Here is an 18575-nt window from a genome sequence, read left to right on the forward strand (position 1 = left end):
CCTCCCCCGAGCTCTCGGCTTCGCTCGAGCAGGGAGATCCCCATCGCCCCAGGCGGCACGCATGCCCGCGGGCCATGCGATTACGACGCCGCCAGCACGCCCGTCCAGTAGACCGTCCCCGCGCACGCGTTGGACACGGTCACCGAGGCCGCGCCCGAGCCGGTTGCCGGGGTGTACGTCACCGCCACGCTGCCTTCGGCCGTGCCGTCCTCGCCAACCAGCTGAGGGGCCGTGCCCGTGTCGCCGCCGGTGGAGGTGCCGCCCGTGGCGCCGCTGTCCTGCGTCGGTGTGGGGTCGGGAGTGGGGTCGCCCGGGTCGCCCGGGTCACCGCCGGGGGTGGGACAGGTCTCCGTGGGGACCCAGGCGAACTTCACGTCGTAGGCGGCGCCCGGCTGGAGCACCAGCTGAGCGGCCTCCAGGGACGGGTCGGGCAGGCCGGCCGCCGGGTCCCCGGCCGTGTGCCGGGCCGAACCGACCTTGCTCGTGTCGGCCGAGCCCTGCGCCAGGGCGCTCACGCCGCCGGGGCCCGTGACCGTACAGCTCGCCCCGGAGACGTTGGTGACGCGGAAGGAGCCGTAGACCGCGCCGGTGGAGTCGGGGGCGACGCTGCTGCCGGCGGCGGGGCCGAGCTGGGCGGCGGTGCACGCCGGGACCCCTGCGGTGGTCGGGGAGGACGGGCCGGCACCCTGGGACGCGCCGGTCGAGGCGCCGGTGCCCTTGCCTTCCTTGTCCTTCTCCTTCTTGTCGCCCTTGCCCTTGCCCTCGGTCTTGCCGGGGGAGCCGCCCGCGGTGCTCTCGCCGCCGTCCGGGCCCTTGCCCTGGCTCGCGCCGCCCTGCGTCTGGGAGGCGTGGCCGGCGACGGACGGATGGGCCTCGGAGCCGGTGGAGTTGGAGACGTGCACCAGGGCGGGGACGGCCGTGCCGATGAACAGCGCGGCGGCGGCCATGCCGACGACGGCCTGCCGCTTGCGGGTCCGCCGCTGCGGCACCGCCTTCCGCAGATAGTCCAGCGTGCCGTCGCGCGGTTCCACCTCCTGCACCACTTGGTGCAGCATCCTGCGCAGATCCAGCTCGTCCGAGTCGAGCCCCTGGGGGCTCGGGTCGTCCAGGCCGTGGTTCACAGTTCCGTTCCCAGCGTGCGATTGCTTCGGATCTTGCCCGTGCAGCCTTGTCGGCTCGTGCCACTCGAAGGGTTCGTGCCGGTCGCGCCCGTCGCGGGGCGCGCCGTTGCCGTCGCTCATGCCGGCGCCTCCATGGCCAGCCGGAGCGCCGCGATGCCGCGCGAACCGTAGGCCTTGACCGAGCCCAGGGATATGCCGAGGGTCTCGGCGACCTGGGCCTCGGTCATGTCCGCGAAGTAGCGCAGCACCAGCACCTCGCGCTGGCGGCGCTGGAGGCCCTTCATCGCCTTGATGAGGGAGTCGCGCTCCAGCTGGTCGTAGGCGCCTTCCTCGGCGCTCGCCATGTCGGGCATGGGCTTCGACAGCAGCTTGAGGCCGAGGATGCGGCGGCGCAGCGCGGAGCGCGACAGGTTGACGACCGTCTGACGCAGGTACGCCAGGGTCTTCTCGGGGTCGCGGACGCGCTTGCGGGCCGAGTGGACACGGATGAAGGCCTCCTGGACGACGTCCTCGCAGGAGGCCGTGTCGTCGAGGAGGAGGGCGGCGAGACCGAGCAGCGAGCGGTAGTGCGCCCGGTAGGTCTCGGTGAGGTGGTCGACGGTGGTCCCGGCCGCGACACCGTCCTCGGCGCCGTCACGCTGGTTCGGGATGCGGGCCGGCCGCGCTGCGGGCACGGGCGCGATCACCGGCATGCCACCGGCAGTACCGGGCATGCGGGGTCGTAGAGCCGCCGGACGGGGCGGTCGAAGGACCGTGCCGCGTGCCGCGCTGAAGTCGAGTACCTCTGCCACGTCTGTTGGACACGCTCACCCCTGTGAGGGTTGTACGTGCCGGGCATCACTTTCACGCCGACCTTCGTCGTCGACGGTCTACCCGCCTCAGGCAGCACAACCGGTGGTGCATCAAATGCCCTCATGCGTCCCGCTCTTCCCCTATGTCCATATGTGATCGGGCGTCCCCACGCCCGGTTCCAGGCGTCCCCACGCCTGAATGCACGTCCCGCGGCCCGGAAGGGCGACCGCAAAGACGCTCCCCGCCTTCCGCGCGGTTGCGGAGGGCGGGGAGGTAAATCCTCGGATGCCGATGGGGTCCGGGACAAGTGGTCCGGACCATCGACCGGCTCACATGTCGTACACAGATCCTACAAACCCCCTATGACACATGGCGGGGGATTTCGGCGTGGCGAAACTTCACGAAAGCCCGGCGACCACCGGCTCGGCACGTCACGAAGGCCGGCGGCCGTCACTTCGTCAGGTCAGGGAAGCTCGGCGGAGAGCGGGTCCGGCACGTCACGAAGGCTCGGCGGGGAGCGGGGCCGGCGCCTCACGAAAGCCCGGCGAAGCACCAGCCCGGCACCTCATGAAATCGCGATGGCCGTCAGTCCGGCACGCCGGGAGAGCTCTGCGACCGTCACTTCGGCACGTCGAGGAAGCCCGGCGGCCACCACCCGGCGCCTCACGAAAACCCGGCAGCCACCACCCGGCGCCTCACGAAAACCCGGCAGCCACCACCCGGCGCCTCACGAAAGCTCGGCGGCCACCAGTTCGGCGATCTGCGCGGTGTTGAGCGCGGAGCCCTTGCGCAGGTTGTCGCCGCACACGAAGAGTTCGAGCGCCGTCGGGTCGTCCAGCGCCCGCCGTACCCGCCCGACCCAGGTCGGGTCGGTGCCGACCACGTCGGCGGGGGTCGGGAACTCCCCCGCGGCCGGGTTGTCGAACAGCACGACACCGGGCGCTGTGGCAAGGATCTCGCGGGCCTTGTCGACGGTGACCTCGCCCTCGAAGCGGGCGTGCACGGTCAGCGAATGCGTGGTGATCACCGGCACCCGCACGCAGGTGACGGCCACGGGGAGGTCGGGCAGTCCGAGGATCTTGCGGGACTCGTCCCGGACCTTCAGCTCCTCCGACGACCAGCCGTCCTCGCGCGGCGACCCGGCCCACGGCACGACGTTCAGCGCGACCGGCTCCGGGAACGGCCCGGTGCTGTCCCCCACGGCCCGCCGTACGTCACCGGGGCTGGTCCCCAGCTCCGTGCCGGCGACCAGGGACAACTGCTGCCGCAGCGTCGCCACGCCCGCGCGGCCGGCGCCGCTGACCGCCTGGTAGGAGGAGACCACCAGCTCGCGCAGCCCGAACTCGGCGTGCAGCGCGCCCAGGGCCACGATCATGGAGAGCGTCGTGCAGCTGGGGTTGGCGATGATCCCGCGCGGGCGCATCCGCACGGCGTGCGGGTTGACCTCGGGCACCACGAGGGGCACCTCCGGGTCCATCCGGAACGTGCCGGAGTTGTCGACCACCACCGCGCCCTTGGCGGCGGCCAGCGGCGCCCACCGCTCGGCGACCTCGTCGGGGACGTCGAACATGGCGACGTCGACCCCGTCGAAGGCCTCCTCGGTGAGCGCCACGACCTCGGTCTCCTCGCCGCGCACGGCCAGCTTGCGGCCGGCCGAGCGCGGGGAGGCGATCAGTCGGATCTCGCCCCAGATGTCCGCCCGCTGGGACAGGATCCGGAGCATGACCGTGCCGACGGCCCCGGTCGCTCCCACGACGGCGAGCGTCGGCCGCCCGGACCGGCCGGGCCCGTCGGCCCGTCGGAGGTCGGCCATCAGCGGCCGGTGCCTCCGTAGACGACGGCCTCGTCGCTGTCGGAGTCGAGCCCGAACGCGGTGTGCACGGCACGGACGGCCTCGGGCACGTCGTCGGCGCGCGTGACGACCGAGATGCGGATCTCGGAGGTCGAGATCAGCTCGATGTTCACACCGGCGTCGGACAGCGCCTTGAAGAAGTCGGCCGTGACACCCGGGTTGGTCTTCATCCCGGCGCCGACCAGGGAGATCTTCCCGATCTGGTCGTCGTAGCGCAGGGAGTCGAAGCCGATGGCGCCCTTGTTCTTCTCCAGGGCGTCGATGGCCTTGCGGCCCTCGGCCTTGGGGAGCGTGAAGGAGATGTCCGTCAGACCCGTGGAGGCGGCGGACACGTTCTGCACGATCATGTCGATGTTGATCTCGGCGTCCGAGATCGTACGGAAGATCGCGGCCGCCTCGCCCGGCTTGTCCGGCACGCCGACGACCGTGACCTTGGCCTCGGAGGTGTCGTGCGCGACACCGGAGATGATGGCCTGCTCCACCTGCTTGTCCCCTTGCTGAATCGGCTCACTGCTGACCCACGTGCCCTGAAGTCCGCTGAAGCTGGACCGGACGTGGATCGGGATGTCGTACCGGCGGGCGTACTCCACGCAGCGGTGGAGCAGCACCTTCGACCCGGATGCCGCCAGCTCGAGCATGTCCTCGAGGGAGATCCAGTCGATCTTCCGGGCCTTCTTCACCACGCGCGGGTCGGCGGTGAACACGCCGTCGACGTCGGTGTAGATCTCGCAGACGTCGGCGTCGAGGGCGGCGGCGAGGGCCACCGCGGTGGTGTCGGAGCCGCCGCGGCCGAGCGTGGTGATGTCCTTGGTGTCCTGGCTGACACCCTGGAAACCCGCCACGATCGCGATGTTGCCCTCGTCCACCGAGGTCTTGATCCGGCCCGGCGTGACGTCGATGATCCGGGCTTTGTTGTGGACCGAGTCGGTGATGACACCTGCCTGGCTGCCGGTGAACGACTGGGCCTCGTGGCCCAGCTTTTTGATCGCCATGGCCAGCAGTGCCATGGAGATCCGCTCTCCGGCGGTCAGCAGCATGTCGAGCTCGCGCCCGGCAGGCATCGGGGAAACCTGCTCGGCGAGATCGATCAGCTCGTCCGTCGTGTCGCCCATCGCGGAAACGACGGCAACCACCTGGTTGCCGTTCTGCTTCGCTTCCACGATCCGCTTGGCGACGCGCTTGATGCCCTCGGCATCGGCTACGGAGGAGCCTCCGTACTTCTGCACGACAAGGCCCACGTGCGCTCCTCGCTCAATCCGTCTCTATCCGCTCATACGCATTCGTACTGCGGTCGGCTCAGTCTAACGAGCGTCCGAAAAACCCTTCCGCGATATCGCATGCTGAGATTTCCGGGCCACTCGTCCAGAGCTGCTCATGCCCATCTGGGCACAGGCCACGCGAGAAAGTGCCCGGCGTCACAATCGCACGTGGGCTCGGCATGGTGACTCAACTTTCAAGCATTATGGTTCGCCTGTGCGCGTACTTCTGGTGGAAGACGATGAACCGGTCGCCGAGTCCCTCAGACGCGGCCTGAAGCGCTACGGCTTCGAGGTCGAGTGGGTCACCACGGGCCAGGCGGCCCTGGACCACACGGGCCCCTACGACGTCGTCCTGCTGGACCTCGGCCTGCCCGACACCGACGGCCTGGACGTCTGCAAGGTACTGCGCGAACGCGGCGACGTCCCGATCATCGTGATCAGCGCGCGCAGCGACGAGACGGACCGGGTGGTGGGCCTGGAGATCGGCGCGGACGACTACGTCTCCAAGCCGTTCGGCGTCCGCGAGGTCATCGCCCGCATCCGGGCGGTCATGCGCCGCGCGCAGCCGCGCACCCCCGCCGCCGACGCGCCCGAGAACGGCCCCGACCGCTACGGCCCCCGCCTGACCGTCGACCGCAAGGCGGCCCGGGTACGGCTCGACGGCCAGGAGGTGGCCCTCGCACCCAAGGAGTACGACCTCCTGGCCTTCCTCACCGAGGAGCCCGGGGCGCTGATGTCGCGCGAGCAGATCATGGAAGCGGTCTGGGACGCGAACTGGTTCGGTCCGACGAAGACGCTGGACGTGCACGTGGCGGCGCTGCGGCGGAAGCTCGCGGGCGCGATCACGATCGAGGCGGTGCGCGGGGTCGGCTTCCGGCTGGAGATCGTCAAGGACGGCGGCGGCGACGCGAGCACGGACAGCGGCGCCTCATGATCCGCCAGCTCGTCCGCAGTTACATCTTCCTCGTCGCGATCGCCATCGCCCTGTTCACGGTGCCGGTGGCCTTCTCGCTCACCGCCCAGTTGCGGGGCGACACCGAGGGGTCCGTGCTGCGCGAGGCCAAGACCATGGCGCTGCTGCTGGCCAACGGCGACTCCACCTCGTGCGAGGCGCTCCAGAAGATGGCCACCGCGTACGCCGCCGAGACGCCCGGCGACGTCCAGGTGACCGGGGCACCGGGCTGCGCGACGGGCCTGCTCCGCCCGAGGGAGGACGCGGCCCTGACCGCGGCCCTCGACCGGAACCACGTGACGACCGACTGGGGCTCCTCCTTCATCTGGGGTCCCGAGCTGGTGATCACGGTCCCCGCCAAGACGGCCGCCGAGGACCGGGTCGTCGGTGCCGTGCGCATCGTCTACTCGACGGACGAGATGACCGACCGCCTGTGGACGATCTGGGGCTTCCGGGCGATCCTCGCGGTGCTGGTCCTCGTGGTGGCCGCCCTGCTCGGCGCGGGGGTGGCGCGCCGCCTCACCCGCCCGCTGCGCCAGCTCAACGACATGGCGAGCAAGTTCAGCGACGGCGACCTGACCGCCCGCTCTCCCGTGACGGGTCCGCCGGAGACCCAGACGCTGGCGCGCACGCTCAACCAGGGCGCGGAACGCCTGGACACGCTGATCGCGGCCCAGCGCATCTTCGTGGCGGACGCCTCGCACCAGCTGCGCACCCCGCTCACGGCCCTGCGGTTGTCCCTGGACAACATCGCGGACGGTGTGGACGACGAGTTCGTACGGGAGGACGTGGAGCAGGCCACCGCCGAGGTGGTCCGGATGAACCGCCTGGTCAACGGCCTGCTGGTGCTGGCCCGGGCCGAGGCGAAGGTGACGGTCGCCGAGCCGCTCCCGCTGCTGGACATCGTGCGGGAGCGGCTCGCCGTGTGGAGGCCGGCCGCCGACGAGCGCGGAGTCACCGTCGCGCTCAGGGGGAGTGTCGACGGCCGGCCGGCTGTGCTGTCCAGCTCCGGTCATCTGGACCAGATGCTGGACAACGTGTTCTCCAACGCCCTGGAGGTCTCACCGGACGGCGGGACGATCACCGTGCGGGTGGACCCCCGGGGCGATGTGGTGGGGGTATCGGTCCTGGACGAGGGACCCGGGATGACGGACGCCGAGAAGTCCCGCGCCTTCGACCGCTTCTGGCGCGGCCAGGGGCTGACCGGGAAGGGCGGTTCCGGTCTCGGTCTCGCCGTCGTCAAGCAACTGGCGACGGACGACGGCGGGACCGTGGCCCTGACGGACGCGCCCGGGGGCGGTCTGTGCGTGACGATCACCCTCCGGGCGGCCCACCGGGGTGCCGGCTGACCCCGACTCACCCCTCCGGCATCTTCGAGGAGTGGTGGTTCACGATCAGCCACGTGCCGTTCGGCTGCTTCTCGTAGGCGTACGTGTAGCGGGCCTTGACGGTGCTCTTCGCGCCCGTCTCGTGGTCGGTGAGCGCGAACTCGTACACACCGGCGTCGATGGCGGTGTTGTGGTCGAGAACGTTGACGACCGACTCGACCTTCGTGCCGACCGGCTTGTTCTGGAGGAAGTGCTCGAAGTAGTCGACGATCTCGGCTCTGTCCGTACGGACGTTGTTCGAGACGGTCGGCAGCAGGACGGCGTCCTTCGCGTACAGGTCGGCGACCTTCTGCGGGTCGCCGGTCTGCAGCGCCGCGTTCCACTGGTCGAACAGCCCGAGCACCTGCGCCTTGGTGGCCGTCTTGGCGGACTTCTTCGCGGAACTGCCGCGCGAGTCGGCTCCGGCGACTCCGGCGCCGGCCACGAAGGTGCCGGCGGCGAGGACGGCCACCGCGGTGGTGACGGCGACGCGCTTGCGTATGGACGTGGCTGCGGGGCGACGGGTCATCATCATCTCCGGTGAGATCGAGGGGAGTTGACTTACTCCGCTTCTTCTGCGGTGGAAGTGACTCCAGGTTCGCTTTTCACCGGTTAGGGGCCGTGCAGGTGTCGTACAGGGGACGTCCAGGATGTGGCCAACTCACTCGGGGTGAGGCATCCGTTACGTCCGGCAGGGCGAAAGGCCACCGCCGACGTGCTCAGGTGTCTCCCGTCGAGGCGGAGCCGATGTCACCGCCCGCGGCGATGGAACGCTCGCCGGAGGCGGTGACGTTCCGGGGCTGCGGAGGGGCGGGGGCGGGAGAGGGGTTCGCCGGCGGGGCGGACGCGGGGGCTCCCGGGCCGTCACCGGTCGAGACCGTTCCGATGTTCCCGCCCGCGGCGACGGACCTCGTACCGCTCGCGTTCACCGTCGTACCACCGGACGTACCGTCCTGGCCCTGGAATCCGGCGTACACCGCGAGCGCCAGCCCGATCAGCGCGGCGACGCCGCCGGCCACACTGGCCCAGGGATCCGCCGCCTCGACGTCCAGGACAGCTCCGACGACAAGCCCCGCGGCACCGGCGGCACAGAGCCCGATGCCCGTCCACATCAACACCTTCGACTGACCGGTCATACGGCCATCATCGCGCTCGGGGACCGGCTGTGGTGAGGAAAGCCGTTGCGGCGGAGGGCGGTTACTTGGCCGGGCCGAGGCCCAGCGGGCCCGCGATCTCCTCCGCCATCACCCTGCCCGCCTCGATCTCCAGGGTGTCGTCGCCCATGTCCTGGTCCGTGTCGAGGCCGTCGAGTTCGGCCAGGGGCTGGTTGAGGCGGACGTGGGCGAGGACCGACTGGAGGGCCCGGAGGGTCGCGGAGGCGGTGGAGCCCCAGTTGGAGAAGTAGGAGAACTGCCACCACCACAGGGCCTCCGTGGTGCGGCCCGCCCGGTAGTGGGCCATGCCGTGGCGCAGGTCGGTGATGACGTCGGTGAGGTCGTCGGAGATACGGGCCGGGACCGGAGCCTTGCGGGGCTCGTAGGGGTCGAAGACCTCCGAGTAGACGTCGATCGGGTCGAGGAGGCGGGCCAGGTTCTCGCGCAGTTCGTCGACGTCCGGCTCGGGGCCCGAGTCGGGCTCGTAGCGCTCGTCGGGCACGATGTCCTCGTGCGCGCCGAGACGGCCGCCGGCCAGGAGGAGTTGGGAGACCTCCAGGAGCAGGAAGGGGACGGCCGACTCCGGCTCGTCGCCCTTCGCGATCTCCGTGACGGCGACCAGGAAGCTCTCGACCTGGTCCGCGATCTGGACGGCGAAGTCGTCCGGGTTCTGGTCGGTCGCGTGCAGCGTGGCGTCAGACATCTAGGAGTCGTCTCCCCTCGAAGGCGCGACCGAGGGTCACCTCGTCCGCGTATTCCAGGTCGCCACCCACCGGGAGGCCGCTGGCCAGGCGGGTGACCTTCAGGCCCATGGGCTTGATCATGCGGGCGAGGTACGTGGCGGTCGCCTCGCCTTCGAGATTCGGGTCCGTGGCGAGGATGAGCTCCGTGACCGTGCCGTCGGCCAGGCGGGCCAGGAGTTCCCTGATCCGCAGGTCGTCCGGCCCCACCCCGTCGATCGGGCTGATCGCGCCGCCCAGGACGTGGTACCGGCCCCGGAACTCACGCGTGCGCTCGATCGCCACGACGTCCTTCGGCTCCTCGACCACGCAGATGACCGCCGGGTCGCGGCGCGTGTCGCGGCAGATGTTGCACAGCTCCTCCTGCGCGACGTTGCCGCAGGTCGCGCAGAAGCGGACCTTCGCCTTGACCTCCATGAGGGCCTGGGCGAGCCGCCGTACGTCCGTGGGCTCGGCCTGCAGGATGTGGAAGGCGATCCGCTGCGCGCTCTTCGGACCGACGCCGGGCAGCCGCCCCAGCTCGTCGATCAGGTCCTGGACCACGCCTTCGTACAACGGACTGCCTTTCCTGGCTCATCGAGGTCGTTCACGCCGTACGGCCTTCCCGTACGTACCGTAGTTGTCAGCCGCCTGTCCGAGGAAGGCGGTACGCGTCTCAGAACGGCAGACCCGGGAAGCCGCCGCCGCCCAGACCCTGCGCCAGCGGGCCCAGCTTCTGCTGCTGGAGCGCCTGCGCGTTCTCGTTGGCCGCCTGCACGGCCGCCACGACCAGGTCGGCGAGGGTCTCGGTGTCTTCCGGATCGACCGCCTTCGGGTCGATCTTCAGGTTGCGCAGCTCGCCGGCGCCGGTGACGGTCGCGGTCACGAGTCCGCCGCCGGCCTGGCCGTCGACCTCCGTCTGCGCCAGTTCCTCCTGCGCCTGTGCCAGGTCCTGTTGCATCTTCTGGGCCTGCTGGAGCAGCTGCTGCATGTTGGGCTGGCCACCACCGGGGATCACGATCAGCTCCTTGCTCGGTACGGGTTTTCCCGTTCGGCACGAGCCTACGTGGTCGGACCTGCCGTCGCCCCAGCACTCTTTCGAGTGAGTTTGCCTCGCGCCCTATAACCGATCAAGGAATACTTCCGGGCGGAAAAGCGGTGAAAGCTACATCTTCGCCACCCGTTGGGGGGTAGGAAGGGTCCGGCGCATGCGCGTCGTGTGTGTCGCTTGTCACGCAGCGTGGTCAGTAGGGAGTGCCGGGTGGGTCAGCCGGAGATGCAGCCCGAGGGGCCGCCTCAGGACGGACGGGGAGAGGGGGCGGCCCGGCTGCGGCCGGGCGACCTGACCGGGCGGGCCTTTCCGCTCGGGGACTGGGGCGAGCCGGCGGTCCGGCTGGACGAGCTGTACCGGTGGGTGGAGCGCGGGGCGCTGCAGACGGCGGCCTGGTATCTCCTGGACCGGGTGTGGAAGCGGCGGTGCGCGCGGGTGCTGCGCTGTGGGGCCGCGCTGGGGGCCGTCACCGGGGTCGCGCTGCCCCTGCTGGATCTGACCGGGCTCGCGGGCGGGATCGCGCCCTGGGGGTGTCTGGCGCTGCTGCTGGGGGTGGCGTGTGTCGCCGTCGACCGGTACTTCGGGGTGACGTCGGGGTGGATGCGGGATGTGGCCACCGCGCAGGCCGTGCAGCGGCGGTTGCAGGCGCTTCAGTTCGACTGGGCGGCGGAGTGCGTGCGGGAGGTTCTCGGCCCGGCGGAGGGGACGGCGGCTGAGGCGGCGGAGCGGTGCCTCGGGGTGCTGCGGAGGTTCTCCGAGGATGTGAGTGAGCTGGTGCGCGGAGAGACCGCGGAGTGGGTGGGGGAGTTCCGGAGCGGTGGTGCGCCGGTGGGTTTGCAGGCGGTGGTGTTCTCCGGGAGTGGGCGCGGGGCCGAGGCGGGCGGTTTCAACGGGCGGTTCTCCGTGCCGCCGGCGGGGGGCGCGAGGCCGAACATGCCTCGGCAGCGGCCTCCGGAGCCCAGGTGACCGGGAGATCGACGTTCAGTCCTGCGCGCACAGGGTCAGGCCCTCGGGGGTCCAGCACGGCAGGTGGCCGTGCGTGCGGATGACGTCCTGGCCGTTGCCGCGGGCCAGGTAGGTGAGGAAGCTCGACGCCAGGGAGTCGGCCGGGGGGCGGCCGTAGGTGTAGGCGTACTGGATCTCGCGGTAGGGGTAGTCGCTCGTGCCGTGTTCGATGGCGTCGGCGGAGGCGGGGTCGCCGTCCAGGCGCAGGGAGTGCAGGCCCTTGGCGCGGGCGGCCAGGTTCAGTTCGCTGTAGCCGATGGCGCCCGGCAGGTCGGCGACCGTGGCCAGCACCTGGTCCGTCGAGTCGAGTTCGCAGCGGATGACGGCCGCCGTCGGGTCGTCCTTGTGGACGCAGTCGACGGAGGAGTTGGCGATCTCGCCCCGCCCCAGCACCCGGCGCTGGAACACCTGTCTCGTCCCGGAGTTGGCGTCCCGGCTGACCAGGTGCACGGGCAGGTCGGGGCCGCCGAGCTGCCGCCAGTTGCGGATCTCGCCCCGGTAGAGGCGCCGCACGTCGTTCGTGGACAGGTTCGTCAGGCGTACGTCGTCGTTGACCACGAGCGCGAAGACCGACACCGCCACCCGGTTCTCGCGCAGTTCGGGCAGGCCGGCCGGCTTGGGGCCGTCCGACAGGGCGACCACCGGCGGGGAGCCCTGCCCGTCCCGCGACCCCTGCGCGCCGGCCGCCGCCAGCTCCCGTATCCCGGCCGTCGAGCCGTGCGTGTCCACGTCGATGACCGGGTCACCGCCGCAGTCCCGCTCGTACTTCCCGGCCACCTCGCGCAGCACGGGCGCGAACGCGGTCGAACCGGTGAGGGTGAGCCTGCCGCCCGCGCAGCCGATCGGGGGCGGGGTGTCGTCCTGGGCGACGACGATCGCCGCCAGGGTGACGACGCTCGCCGTGAGCGCGATGGTGATCAGCCGCGCCGCCCGGCTGAACAGCGGCGGTTTGTCGTCCGGCGTGGCGCTGCGGTTGGGGTGCACCTCGCCGTCGCGCAGACCGCCGACCAGCCGGATCTCGTCGCCGACGTCGCCGCCGGCCAGCAGCACGAGCAGCTTGAAGTGGTCGCCGCGGTTGAGCGGGACGCGCGGGATGCGCAGGGCGTTGCCGTCGTAGGCGAAGCCGCCCGCCGCGGTGAAGTGGTCCATGAGGTGGTCGGTGTCCGACGGCTGGGTGACCGAGACGCCGCGGACGGTGCGGCCCGCGAACACCGCGGTCAGGCCGTGGAGTTCGGGACCGGTGTAGTCGTCGCGGTCGATGCCCTGCGAGCCGTCGTTCTCGATGCGCAGCAGGACCAGGGTCGCGTCGGCCATGCCGGGCGCCTCGTCGAACAGGCCGAGGCGGCGGTTGGCGCGGCCCGAGCGCACGTCGTCGCCGATGGGGTTGTCCATCTGCACGCGGTAGCCGATGCGTTTGCGGCGCGGCACCCGGCGCTCGTACCAGACCATGACGCCCGAGGCGATGATGCCGAGGACGGCCGTCGCCACGGCCACCAGGTTCTCCGCGCTCAGCCACTCCATCGTCGGTGCCCCCGCTGCCGGACGAATGCGCTCGTCCGGTCACCGTACGGCTGTACGAGCGGGTATCCGGGATTCGTCGGCTTGAATTCGCCGGACGTTCAACGGCTCCCCCGCCACCGGGAGTCGGTCACTGCCTCGTGTACGTCAGCCGCTCCCCGCTGCTCGTGTTGACGCGCTGGAGCGTGCCGTCCGACAGGAGGGTGACCTCGGTGGCCGCGCCCGGGGTGCACGCGGTGCGCGGCTGCCCGACCTTCACGGTGGACGGGCCGATCTCCAGCGCGCCGTCGGCGCCGGGTGCCGTGGTCAGCCGCCCCTCGAACACGCAGTGGTAGGTGCCGCCGCCCTTGGTCGGGCCGTCGGCCACGAGGGACAGGACCGTGTCGCCCGGTTCGCCCTGCCGGATGGTGAGCGAACGGCTGTGCCCGCCGTCGGCGTTGTCGATGGTCGTGGTCCAGGTGCCCAGGTACGCCGTCGGAATCGAACCGTCCGCCGGAGAGGCGGAGGTGTCCGGTTCCGAGGTCGTCGGGGACGGGCCCGGCGTGGTCGGGGGCGCGCCGGTGCTCTGCGTCGGGGTGGGGTCGCCCCCGGCCTGGCCGCCGGCGCCGCCCTGCATCAGCGCGTACACCGAGCCTCCCGCGGCCAGCGCGACGACCAGGGCGATCACGACGAGCAGCGCGGTGGAACGGCCGTTTCCGCGCCCCGGCTCCTGCGGCGGACCGTAGGGCGGGGTGGGGCCGTAGGGCGGAGTCGTGCCGTACGGCGGCGGGCCGTAGGGCGGGGTGGAGCCGAGGCCGCCGTAGGCCGGGTGGTACGGCGGGGCGGCGCCCGGGGTGCCGGGGGCGCCGGGCTGGGGGTGCTGCTGGGGGTAGCCGTACGCCGGGTACGGGGGCGGGGGCGTCTGCATCTGCGGCTGCGGCTGCGGGTGGGACGGGGCGCCCGTGCCCGGGAGTTGGGGCGGCGGGGGCGCGCTCTGACCGGCGACCATGGTGGGCAGATGGTTCACCGGCGGACCCTCGCCCGGCAGGCCGGGCGGGGGCGGCCCGGGGGCCGCGGCGGGCGCCGTCGCGGGGGCCGGGGGCAGCGCGGGGCGCGACGACTCGTCGGCGGCGGGGGCGTGTTCGGGGGTGGGGCCGGGGCCGGGGTTCTCGTCGGGGCCGGAACCCCGCTGCTCGGCAGGCGGCTCGGCAGCGCCCGCTCCCTCAGCGGAGCCGGCCCCCTCCGGATGCTCCGCGTCCAGCAACCGCACCGCGTGCCGCCCGAGTTGGGCGACCAGGCCGCTCGGGAGCCAGGGGTCGAGGGCGCGGCCGTCGGAGACGGTGTCGTCCGCGCCGGTGCGTTCCAGGACGCGGTCGAGGGACGGGCGGGTGGCCGGGTCCTTGCGCAGGCAGTCGCGGACCAGGTCGGCGATGCCCTCGGGGACGCCCTCCAGGTCCGGTTCCTCCTGGGCGATGCGGAACATCAGGGCGTGCACGCCGCTGTTGGCGGTGCCGAAGGGCAGGGCGCCGGTGGCGGCGTAGGCGAGGACGGAGCCGAGGCAGAAGACGTCGCACGCCGGGGTGATGCGGTCGCCGCGCACCTGCTCGGGCGCCATGAAACCGGGCGATCCGACGAGCGCGCCGGTGCGGGTGAGCCCACCGTCCGTCACGGTCTGCAGAGCCCGGGCGATACCGAAGTCGATGACGCGCGGGCCGTCGATGGTGACCAGGACGTTGGACGGCTTGAGGTCGCGGTGGACGATGCCGGCCGCGTGGATGTCCTTGAGCGCGTGGGCGAGCCCGGCCGCGAGGATGCGGACCGTCCGCTCGGGCAGGGCCCCGTGGTCGTACCCGACGACCTGCTGGAGGCTCGGCCCGGCGACGTACCCGGTGGCGACCCACGGCACGGCGGCCTCGGTGTCCGCGTCCAGCACCGGCGCGGTCCAGTACCCGCCGACCCGCCGCGCGGCCCGCACCTCCTGCCGGAAGCGCTCGCGGAACTCCTCCTGCGCGGCCAGTTCCTCGCGCACGAGCTTCACGGCGACCGTACGGCCCCGCTCCGAGCGGGCCAGATACACGTGCCCCATGCCCCCCGCACCGAGCCGCGCCAGCAGCCGGTAGGCACCGATGCCCGGAGGGTCCCCGGGCCCCAGCTTCTCCATCGCTCAGCCGCCTTCCCCCCACACGTGAGCAACAGATCGAGAATAGTGCGAGGCCCGGGCGAGGCAGGCCCGAACGATGTCTACGGTTCCGTAACAGGCGGTCCCACCTCGTCGAGCACCTTCGACAGCCGTTCCAGCACCTGCACCGCCTCCGCCAGCTCCGCCTCCCCGAACGCCTCCGCCAGCCGGTCGGCGAAGGCCGCGTGCCCGGGATTGATGCGGGCGATCGCCGCACGCCCCTGCCCGGTCGGTGCGAGGAGCTTGGCGCGGCGGTGCGCGGGGTTCGGCCGGTACTCGGCGAGCCCGCGGTCCACCAGCAGATCGGCGATGCGCTGCACGCTCTGCCGCGTGATGCCCATGGCGCGGGCGATGCCGGAGACGGGCAGCGGCTCCCCCAGGACCGCACCGAGCACCTGCCACCAGGCGGCGGTCAGCCCGGCGGGCCGGGCCAGTTCCTCCGCCACGGCGAGGAACTGGCCGTTGAGCCGGAACACCCCGAGGGCGCTGCGGCTGAGCAGGTCCTGACGCTCCCGGCTCATGCCGCCCCGGCCTTCTCCAGCACGGCGTACGCCGCCGCGTCGGAGTCGTGGAACAGCCGGTACCAGGCGTCGAGCACCTCGCCCTCGTACACCCCGAGCAGCCGGAAGATCTCCCGGGCGAACGCGACAGGCTCGGTCGGGCCCGCGGTGACGAGGTTTCCGTCGGTGACGGCGTCGGTCTCGACGTAGCGCTCGCCGCCCGCGTAGCCGGTCGCGGCCAGGTAGAAGGAGACCGCGCTGGTGTGGTCGCGGTGGTCGAGCAGGCCCTCGCGGGCGAGCCCGGCGGTGGCCCCGCAGATCGCGGCGACCGGCACGCCCGCGTCGAGGAACGCCCGGGCCTTGCGGGCGAAGGGTGCCAGGTCGTCGGACGTGTCCCAGAGGTCGGCGCCCGGGAGGATCAGCAGGGAGCTGTCCTCGGGCCGTACGTCGTCCAGGGCCGTGTCGGGCTGGATGCGCAGTCCGCCGATGCTGGTGACCGGGGCCGTGGACGGGCCGACGGTCCGGATCCGGAATCCGGCGCGGGCGAGATGGGCCGTGGCGTGGCCCGTCTCCCAGTCGGCGAGGGTGTCGTAGACGGCGAGATGGACGGGCTTGCGGTCTGCGATGGCGTTCATGGCTCCTCCTGAAACCCGAAGCTCGACCCCCGAAGGGTTATGACAGCATCCTGACATTTAGACAGCACGCTGTCAAGCAACGTCCGACAGAACTCTGTCAACGCTTGCGCCCCGTCTGGACAACCTGTCGCGGAATGCCGCCGACGGCAGACAGGCCGCCGATATCACCGCCCTCTCCCCCGCACCTACGCTCGCCCGCATGACCCCTCAGCCGAACCCCGAAGCCGGTGCCGCCGTCAAGGCCGCCGACCGTGACCATGTGTTCCACTCCTGGTCCGCTCAGGACCTCATCGACCCGCTCGCCGTCGCCGGGGCGGAAGGGGCGTACTTCTGGGACTACGACGGCCGGCGCTACCTCGACTTCTCCAGCGGACTCGTCTACACGAACGTCGGCTACCAGCACCCCAAGGTCGTCGCCGCGATCCAGGAGCAGGCGGCGAGGATGACGACGTTCGCCCCCGCGTTCGCGATCGAGGCCCGGTCGGAGGCGGCCCGGCTGATCGCCGAGCGGACGCCGGGCGACCTGGACAAGATCTTCTTCACCAACGGCGGCGCCGACGCCGTCGAGCACGCGATCCGGATGGCCCGGCTGCACACGGGCCGCCCGAAGGTGCTCTCGGCCTACCGCTCGTACCACGGCGGTACGCAGCAGGCCGTGAACATCACCGGCGACCCGCGCCGCTGGGCCTCCGACAGCGGCACGGCCGGGGTGGTGCACTTCTGGGCGCCCTACCTCTACCGCTCCCGCTTCTACGCCGAGACCGAGGAGCAGGAGTGCGCGCGGGCGCTGGAGCACCTGGAGACGACGATCGCCTTCGAGGGGCCCTCGACCATAGCGGCGATCATCCTGGAGACGATCCCGGGGACGGCCGGGATCATGGTCCCGCCGCCCGGCTACCTCGCCGGGGTGCGGGAGCTGTGCGACAAGTACGGGATCGTCTTCGTCCTGGACGAGGTCATGGCCGGGTTCGGGCGGACCGGTGAGTGGTTCGCTGCGGACCTGTTCGACGTCACGCCCGACCTGCTGACCTTCGCCAAGGGCGTGAACAGCGGGTACGTGCCGCTGGGCGGTGTCGCGATCTCCGGCGCGATCGCGGAGACCTTCGGGAAGCGGCCGTACCCCGGTGGTCTGACCTACTCCGGGCATCCGCTGGCGTGTGCCGCCGCCGTCGCGACGATCGACGTCATGGCGGAGGAGGGCGTCGTCGAGAACGCGGCCCGGCTGGGCGCCTCCGTCGTCGGTCCGGAGCTGCGGGAGCTGGCCGCGCGGCACCCCAGCGTGGGCGAGGTGCGCGGTGTCGGCATGTTCTGGGCGCTGGAGCTGGTCCGGAACCGTCAGACGCGGGAGCCGCTCGTGCCCTACAACGCGGCCGGGGAGGCGAACGCGCCGATGGCCGCCTTCGCCGCCGCCGCGAAGGGCAGCGGACTGTGGCCGTTCGTGAACATGAACCGGACGCACGTGGTTCCGCCCTGCACCATCACCGAGGCCGAGCTGAAGGAGGGTCTCGCGGCCCTGGACGCGGCGCTCTCGGTGGCTGACGAGTACACCGAGTAGACAGCCGTCATCCCGCCGGCAGCCGACCACAACCCGTCAGTAGCCGACCACCTTCCCCCTCGTTCGAACGCGTAAGGTGGCGTGCCCGTAGACATATACGTGCACGCCACCCGAACGCGACGAGGGAGACGCCCTGACCATGCCCCGCAGCTCCGGCAACGGCGCCGTGACACGCAGCACCCTGCGGCAGCAGATCGCCGACGCGCTTCGTGACGAGGTGCTGGCGGGGCGGCTCCAGCCGGGGAAGGAGTTCACGGTCAAGGAGATCGCCGAGCAGTACGGGGTGTCCGCCACGCCGGTCCGGGAGGCGCTGGTCGACCTCTCCGCGCAGGGGCTCCTCGACGCCGACCAGCACCGCGGCTTCCGCGTCCACGAGTACTCGGCCGAGGACTTCCGCGGCATGATCGAGGCCCGCGACCTGGTCATCGAGGGGATGTTCCACGCCCTCACCGCCGGGCAGCACCCCTCCGTGCAGCCGGGCGATCCCCGGGTCGCCGCCGTGCTCGCCGGGGTCCGGCGCCGCGGCGAGGAGGCGCAGCGCGCCGCCGCGGCCGGTGACCTCACCGTGCTCATCGGCTACGACCTGCGCTTCTGGCGCGAGCTCGCCGCCCTCTTCGGCAACCCCTACCTCGCCGACTTTCTGCACCGGCTGCGCGTGCAGACCTGGGTCTGCGCGGTGCAGCATCTGCGCCGGCTCACCGACCTGCGGGGCGAGCTGTGGGCCGGCCACACCGAGCTGGTCGACGCCCTGGGTTCCCGCGACACCGACACCGCCCGGTCGATCATCGCCGGCTACAACGCCCACTCCATCGCCCTGATCGAGCGCCTCGCCTCAGGATGACCTGCGTCGCATCTGTCCGTATGGGTATGGGACATGCACGGCGGGAGCCGCTTCCGCGCCGCACCGATACCCTTCCCTGACCACCGCGCCACCCGA

18 protein-coding genes are annotated in these 18575 nt (G+C 71.8%); 5 read left to right on the forward strand and 13 right to left on the reverse strand.

Going from position 1 to position 18575, the window contains the following annotated elements:
• Positions 1–80 precede the first annotated feature (80 nt).
• The 4 genes from GTY47_RS15820 to GTY47_RS15835 all read right to left on the reverse strand — a co-directional run bounded on the left by GTY47_RS15820 (position 81) and on the right by GTY47_RS15835 (position 5003).
• Positions 81–1241, reverse strand: coding sequence for a hypothetical protein (locus tag GTY47_RS15820; protein WP_102514830.1), 1161 nt, complete (start codon positions 1239–1241; stop codon positions 81–83).
• Positions 1238–1813 carry a SigE family RNA polymerase sigma factor gene (locus tag GTY47_RS15825; protein ID WP_010032008.1) on the reverse strand — a complete coding sequence of 192 codons (576 nt, stop codon included), beginning with the start codon at positions 1811–1813 and terminating at the stop codon, positions 1238–1240. The genes GTY47_RS15820 and GTY47_RS15825 overlap by 4 nt, the downstream gene beginning before the upstream one ends.
• Before the next feature lie 827 nt (positions 1814–2640).
• On the reverse strand, positions 2641–3726 hold the full coding sequence (locus GTY47_RS15830) for an aspartate-semialdehyde dehydrogenase (RefSeq protein ID WP_010032009.1): 1086 nt from the start codon (positions 3724–3726) through the stop codon (positions 2641–2643).
• On the reverse strand, positions 3726–5003 hold the full coding sequence (locus GTY47_RS15835) for an aspartate kinase (protein WP_010032010.1): 1278 nt from the start codon (positions 5001–5003) through the stop codon (positions 3726–3728). The genes GTY47_RS15830 and GTY47_RS15835 overlap by 1 nt, the downstream gene beginning before the upstream one ends.
• Before the next feature lie 235 nt (positions 5004–5238).
• Here GTY47_RS15835 and GTY47_RS15840 point away from each other — a divergent pair, with 235 nt between their 5' ends.
• Complete coding sequence (locus GTY47_RS15840) at positions 5239–5958, forward strand: response regulator transcription factor (protein WP_010032011.1); 720 nt, start codon at positions 5239–5241, stop codon at positions 5956–5958.
• Entirely contained in the window at positions 5955–7325 is a 1371-nt protein-coding gene (locus GTY47_RS15845; protein WP_010032015.1) for a HAMP domain-containing sensor histidine kinase, read from the forward strand. Before GTY47_RS15840 ends, GTY47_RS15845 begins: the two co-directional genes overlap by 4 nt.
• A gap of 7 nt (positions 7326–7332) precedes the next feature.
• On the opposite strand, the gene GTY47_RS15850 is transcribed toward GTY47_RS15845, so the two are convergent.
• From GTY47_RS15850 to GTY47_RS15870, 5 genes are all read right to left on the reverse strand, one after another.
• Entirely contained in the window at positions 7333–7872 is a 540-nt protein-coding gene (locus tag GTY47_RS15850) for an SgcJ/EcaC family oxidoreductase (protein ID WP_010032016.1), read from the reverse strand.
• Positions 7873–8062: 190 nt separating this feature from the next.
• Positions 8063–8479 carry a hypothetical protein gene (locus tag GTY47_RS15855; RefSeq protein ID WP_231911140.1) on the reverse strand — a complete coding sequence of 139 codons (417 nt, stop codon included), beginning with the start codon at positions 8477–8479 and terminating at the stop codon, positions 8063–8065.
• Between the two features lie 61 nt (positions 8480–8540).
• Positions 8541–9200, reverse strand: a complete 660-nt coding sequence (locus GTY47_RS15860; protein WP_010032018.1) for a DUF5063 domain-containing protein — start codon at positions 9198–9200, stop codon at positions 8541–8543.
• On the reverse strand, positions 9193–9792 hold the full coding sequence (gene recR, locus GTY47_RS15865) for a recombination mediator RecR (RefSeq protein ID WP_003991835.1): 600 nt from the start codon (positions 9790–9792) through the stop codon (positions 9193–9195). Before recR ends, GTY47_RS15860 begins: the two co-directional genes overlap by 8 nt.
• 100 nt (positions 9793–9892) lie before the next feature.
• Positions 9893–10234 carry a YbaB/EbfC family nucleoid-associated protein gene (locus GTY47_RS15870; RefSeq protein WP_010032020.1) on the reverse strand — a complete coding sequence of 114 codons (342 nt, stop codon included), beginning with the start codon at positions 10232–10234 and terminating at the stop codon, positions 9893–9895.
• A gap of 243 nt (positions 10235–10477) precedes the next feature.
• Between GTY47_RS15870 and GTY47_RS15875 the strand changes: the two genes are divergently transcribed.
• Positions 10478–11233, forward strand: a complete 756-nt coding sequence (locus tag GTY47_RS15875; protein ID WP_010032021.1) for an SLATT domain-containing protein — start codon at positions 10478–10480, stop codon at positions 11231–11233.
• Positions 11234–11248: 15 nt separating this feature from the next.
• Here GTY47_RS15875 and GTY47_RS15880 read toward each other — a convergent pair whose 3' ends face one another.
• From GTY47_RS15880 to GTY47_RS15895, 4 genes are all read right to left on the reverse strand, one after another.
• Positions 11249–12793: a substrate-binding domain-containing protein gene (locus GTY47_RS15880; protein ID WP_010032024.1), complete on the reverse strand. Its 1545-nt coding sequence runs from the start codon at positions 12791–12793 to the stop codon at positions 11249–11251.
• 127 nt (positions 12794–12920) lie between these two features.
• Positions 12921–14930 carry a serine/threonine-protein kinase gene (locus tag GTY47_RS15885; protein WP_010032028.1) on the reverse strand — a complete coding sequence of 670 codons (2010 nt, stop codon included), beginning with the start codon at positions 14928–14930 and terminating at the stop codon, positions 12921–12923.
• Positions 14931–15010: 80 nt separating this feature from the next.
• Complete coding sequence (locus tag GTY47_RS15890) at positions 15011–15469, reverse strand: MarR family transcriptional regulator (protein ID WP_010032030.1); 459 nt, start codon at positions 15467–15469, stop codon at positions 15011–15013.
• Entirely contained in the window at positions 15466–16083 is a 618-nt protein-coding gene (locus tag GTY47_RS15895) for a type 1 glutamine amidotransferase family protein (protein WP_010032031.1), read from the reverse strand. Before GTY47_RS15895 ends, GTY47_RS15890 begins: the two co-directional genes overlap by 4 nt.
• 199 nt (positions 16084–16282) lie before the next feature.
• Here GTY47_RS15895 and GTY47_RS15900 point away from each other — a divergent pair, with 199 nt between their 5' ends.
• Together GTY47_RS15900 and GTY47_RS15905 are read left to right on the forward strand one after the other, a co-directional pair.
• Positions 16283–17638 (forward strand): aspartate aminotransferase family protein, encoded by a 1356-nt coding sequence (locus GTY47_RS15900; RefSeq protein ID WP_010032033.1) that lies wholly within the window; start codon positions 16283–16285, stop codon positions 17636–17638.
• 139 nt (positions 17639–17777) lie between these two features.
• Positions 17778–18479, forward strand: a complete 702-nt coding sequence (locus GTY47_RS15905) for a GntR family transcriptional regulator (RefSeq protein ID WP_010032036.1) — start codon at positions 17778–17780, stop codon at positions 18477–18479.
• Positions 18480–18575: the final 96 nt, after the last annotated feature.

The organism is Streptomyces sp. SID5464, assembly GCF_009862985.1.
Classification (GTDB): Bacteria; Actinomycetota; Actinomycetes; order Streptomycetales; family Streptomycetaceae; genus Streptomyces; species Streptomyces chartreusis_D.

Bases quoted from the DNA above. Each gene is read 5' to 3' on its own strand.
- GTY47_RS15880 (WP_010032024.1), bottom strand. From the start codon at position 12,793: ATGGAGTGGCTGAGCGCGGAGAACCTGGTGGCCGTGGCGACGGCCGTC.
- GTY47_RS15855 (WP_231911140.1), bottom strand. From the start codon at position 8,479: ATGACCGGTCAGTCGAAGGTGTTGATGTGGACGGGCATCGGGCTCTGT.
- GTY47_RS15905 (WP_010032036.1), top strand. From the start codon at position 17,778: ATGCCCCGCAGCTCCGGCAACGGCGCCGTGACACGCAGCACCCTGCGG.
- GTY47_RS15820 (WP_102514830.1), bottom strand. From the start codon at position 1,241: ATGAGCGACGGCAACGGCGCGCCCCGCGACGGGCGCGACCGGCACGAA.
- GTY47_RS15830 (WP_010032009.1), bottom strand. From the start codon at position 3,726: ATGGCCGACCTCCGACGGGCCGACGGGCCCGGCCGGTCCGGGCGGCCG.
- GTY47_RS15850 (WP_010032016.1), bottom strand. From the start codon at position 7,872: ATGACCCGTCGCCCCGCAGCCACGTCCATACGCAAGCGCGTCGCCGTC.
- GTY47_RS15845 (WP_010032015.1), top strand. From the start codon at position 5,955: ATGATCCGCCAGCTCGTCCGCAGTTACATCTTCCTCGTCGCGATCGCC.
- GTY47_RS15900 (WP_010032033.1), top strand. From the start codon at position 16,283: ATGACCCCTCAGCCGAACCCCGAAGCCGGTGCCGCCGTCAAGGCCGCC.
- GTY47_RS15890 (WP_010032030.1), bottom strand. From the start codon at position 15,469: ATGAGCCGGGAGCGTCAGGACCTGCTCAGCCGCAGCGCCCTCGGGGTG.
- GTY47_RS15885 (WP_010032028.1), bottom strand. From the start codon at position 14,930: ATGGAGAAGCTGGGGCCCGGGGACCCTCCGGGCATCGGTGCCTACCGG.
- GTY47_RS15825 (WP_010032008.1), bottom strand. From the start codon at position 1,813: ATGCCGGTGATCGCGCCCGTGCCCGCAGCGCGGCCGGCCCGCATCCCG.
- GTY47_RS15860 (WP_010032018.1), bottom strand. From the start codon at position 9,200: ATGTCTGACGCCACGCTGCACGCGACCGACCAGAACCCGGACGACTTC.
- GTY47_RS15895 (WP_010032031.1), bottom strand. From the start codon at position 16,083: ATGAACGCCATCGCAGACCGCAAGCCCGTCCATCTCGCCGTCTACGAC.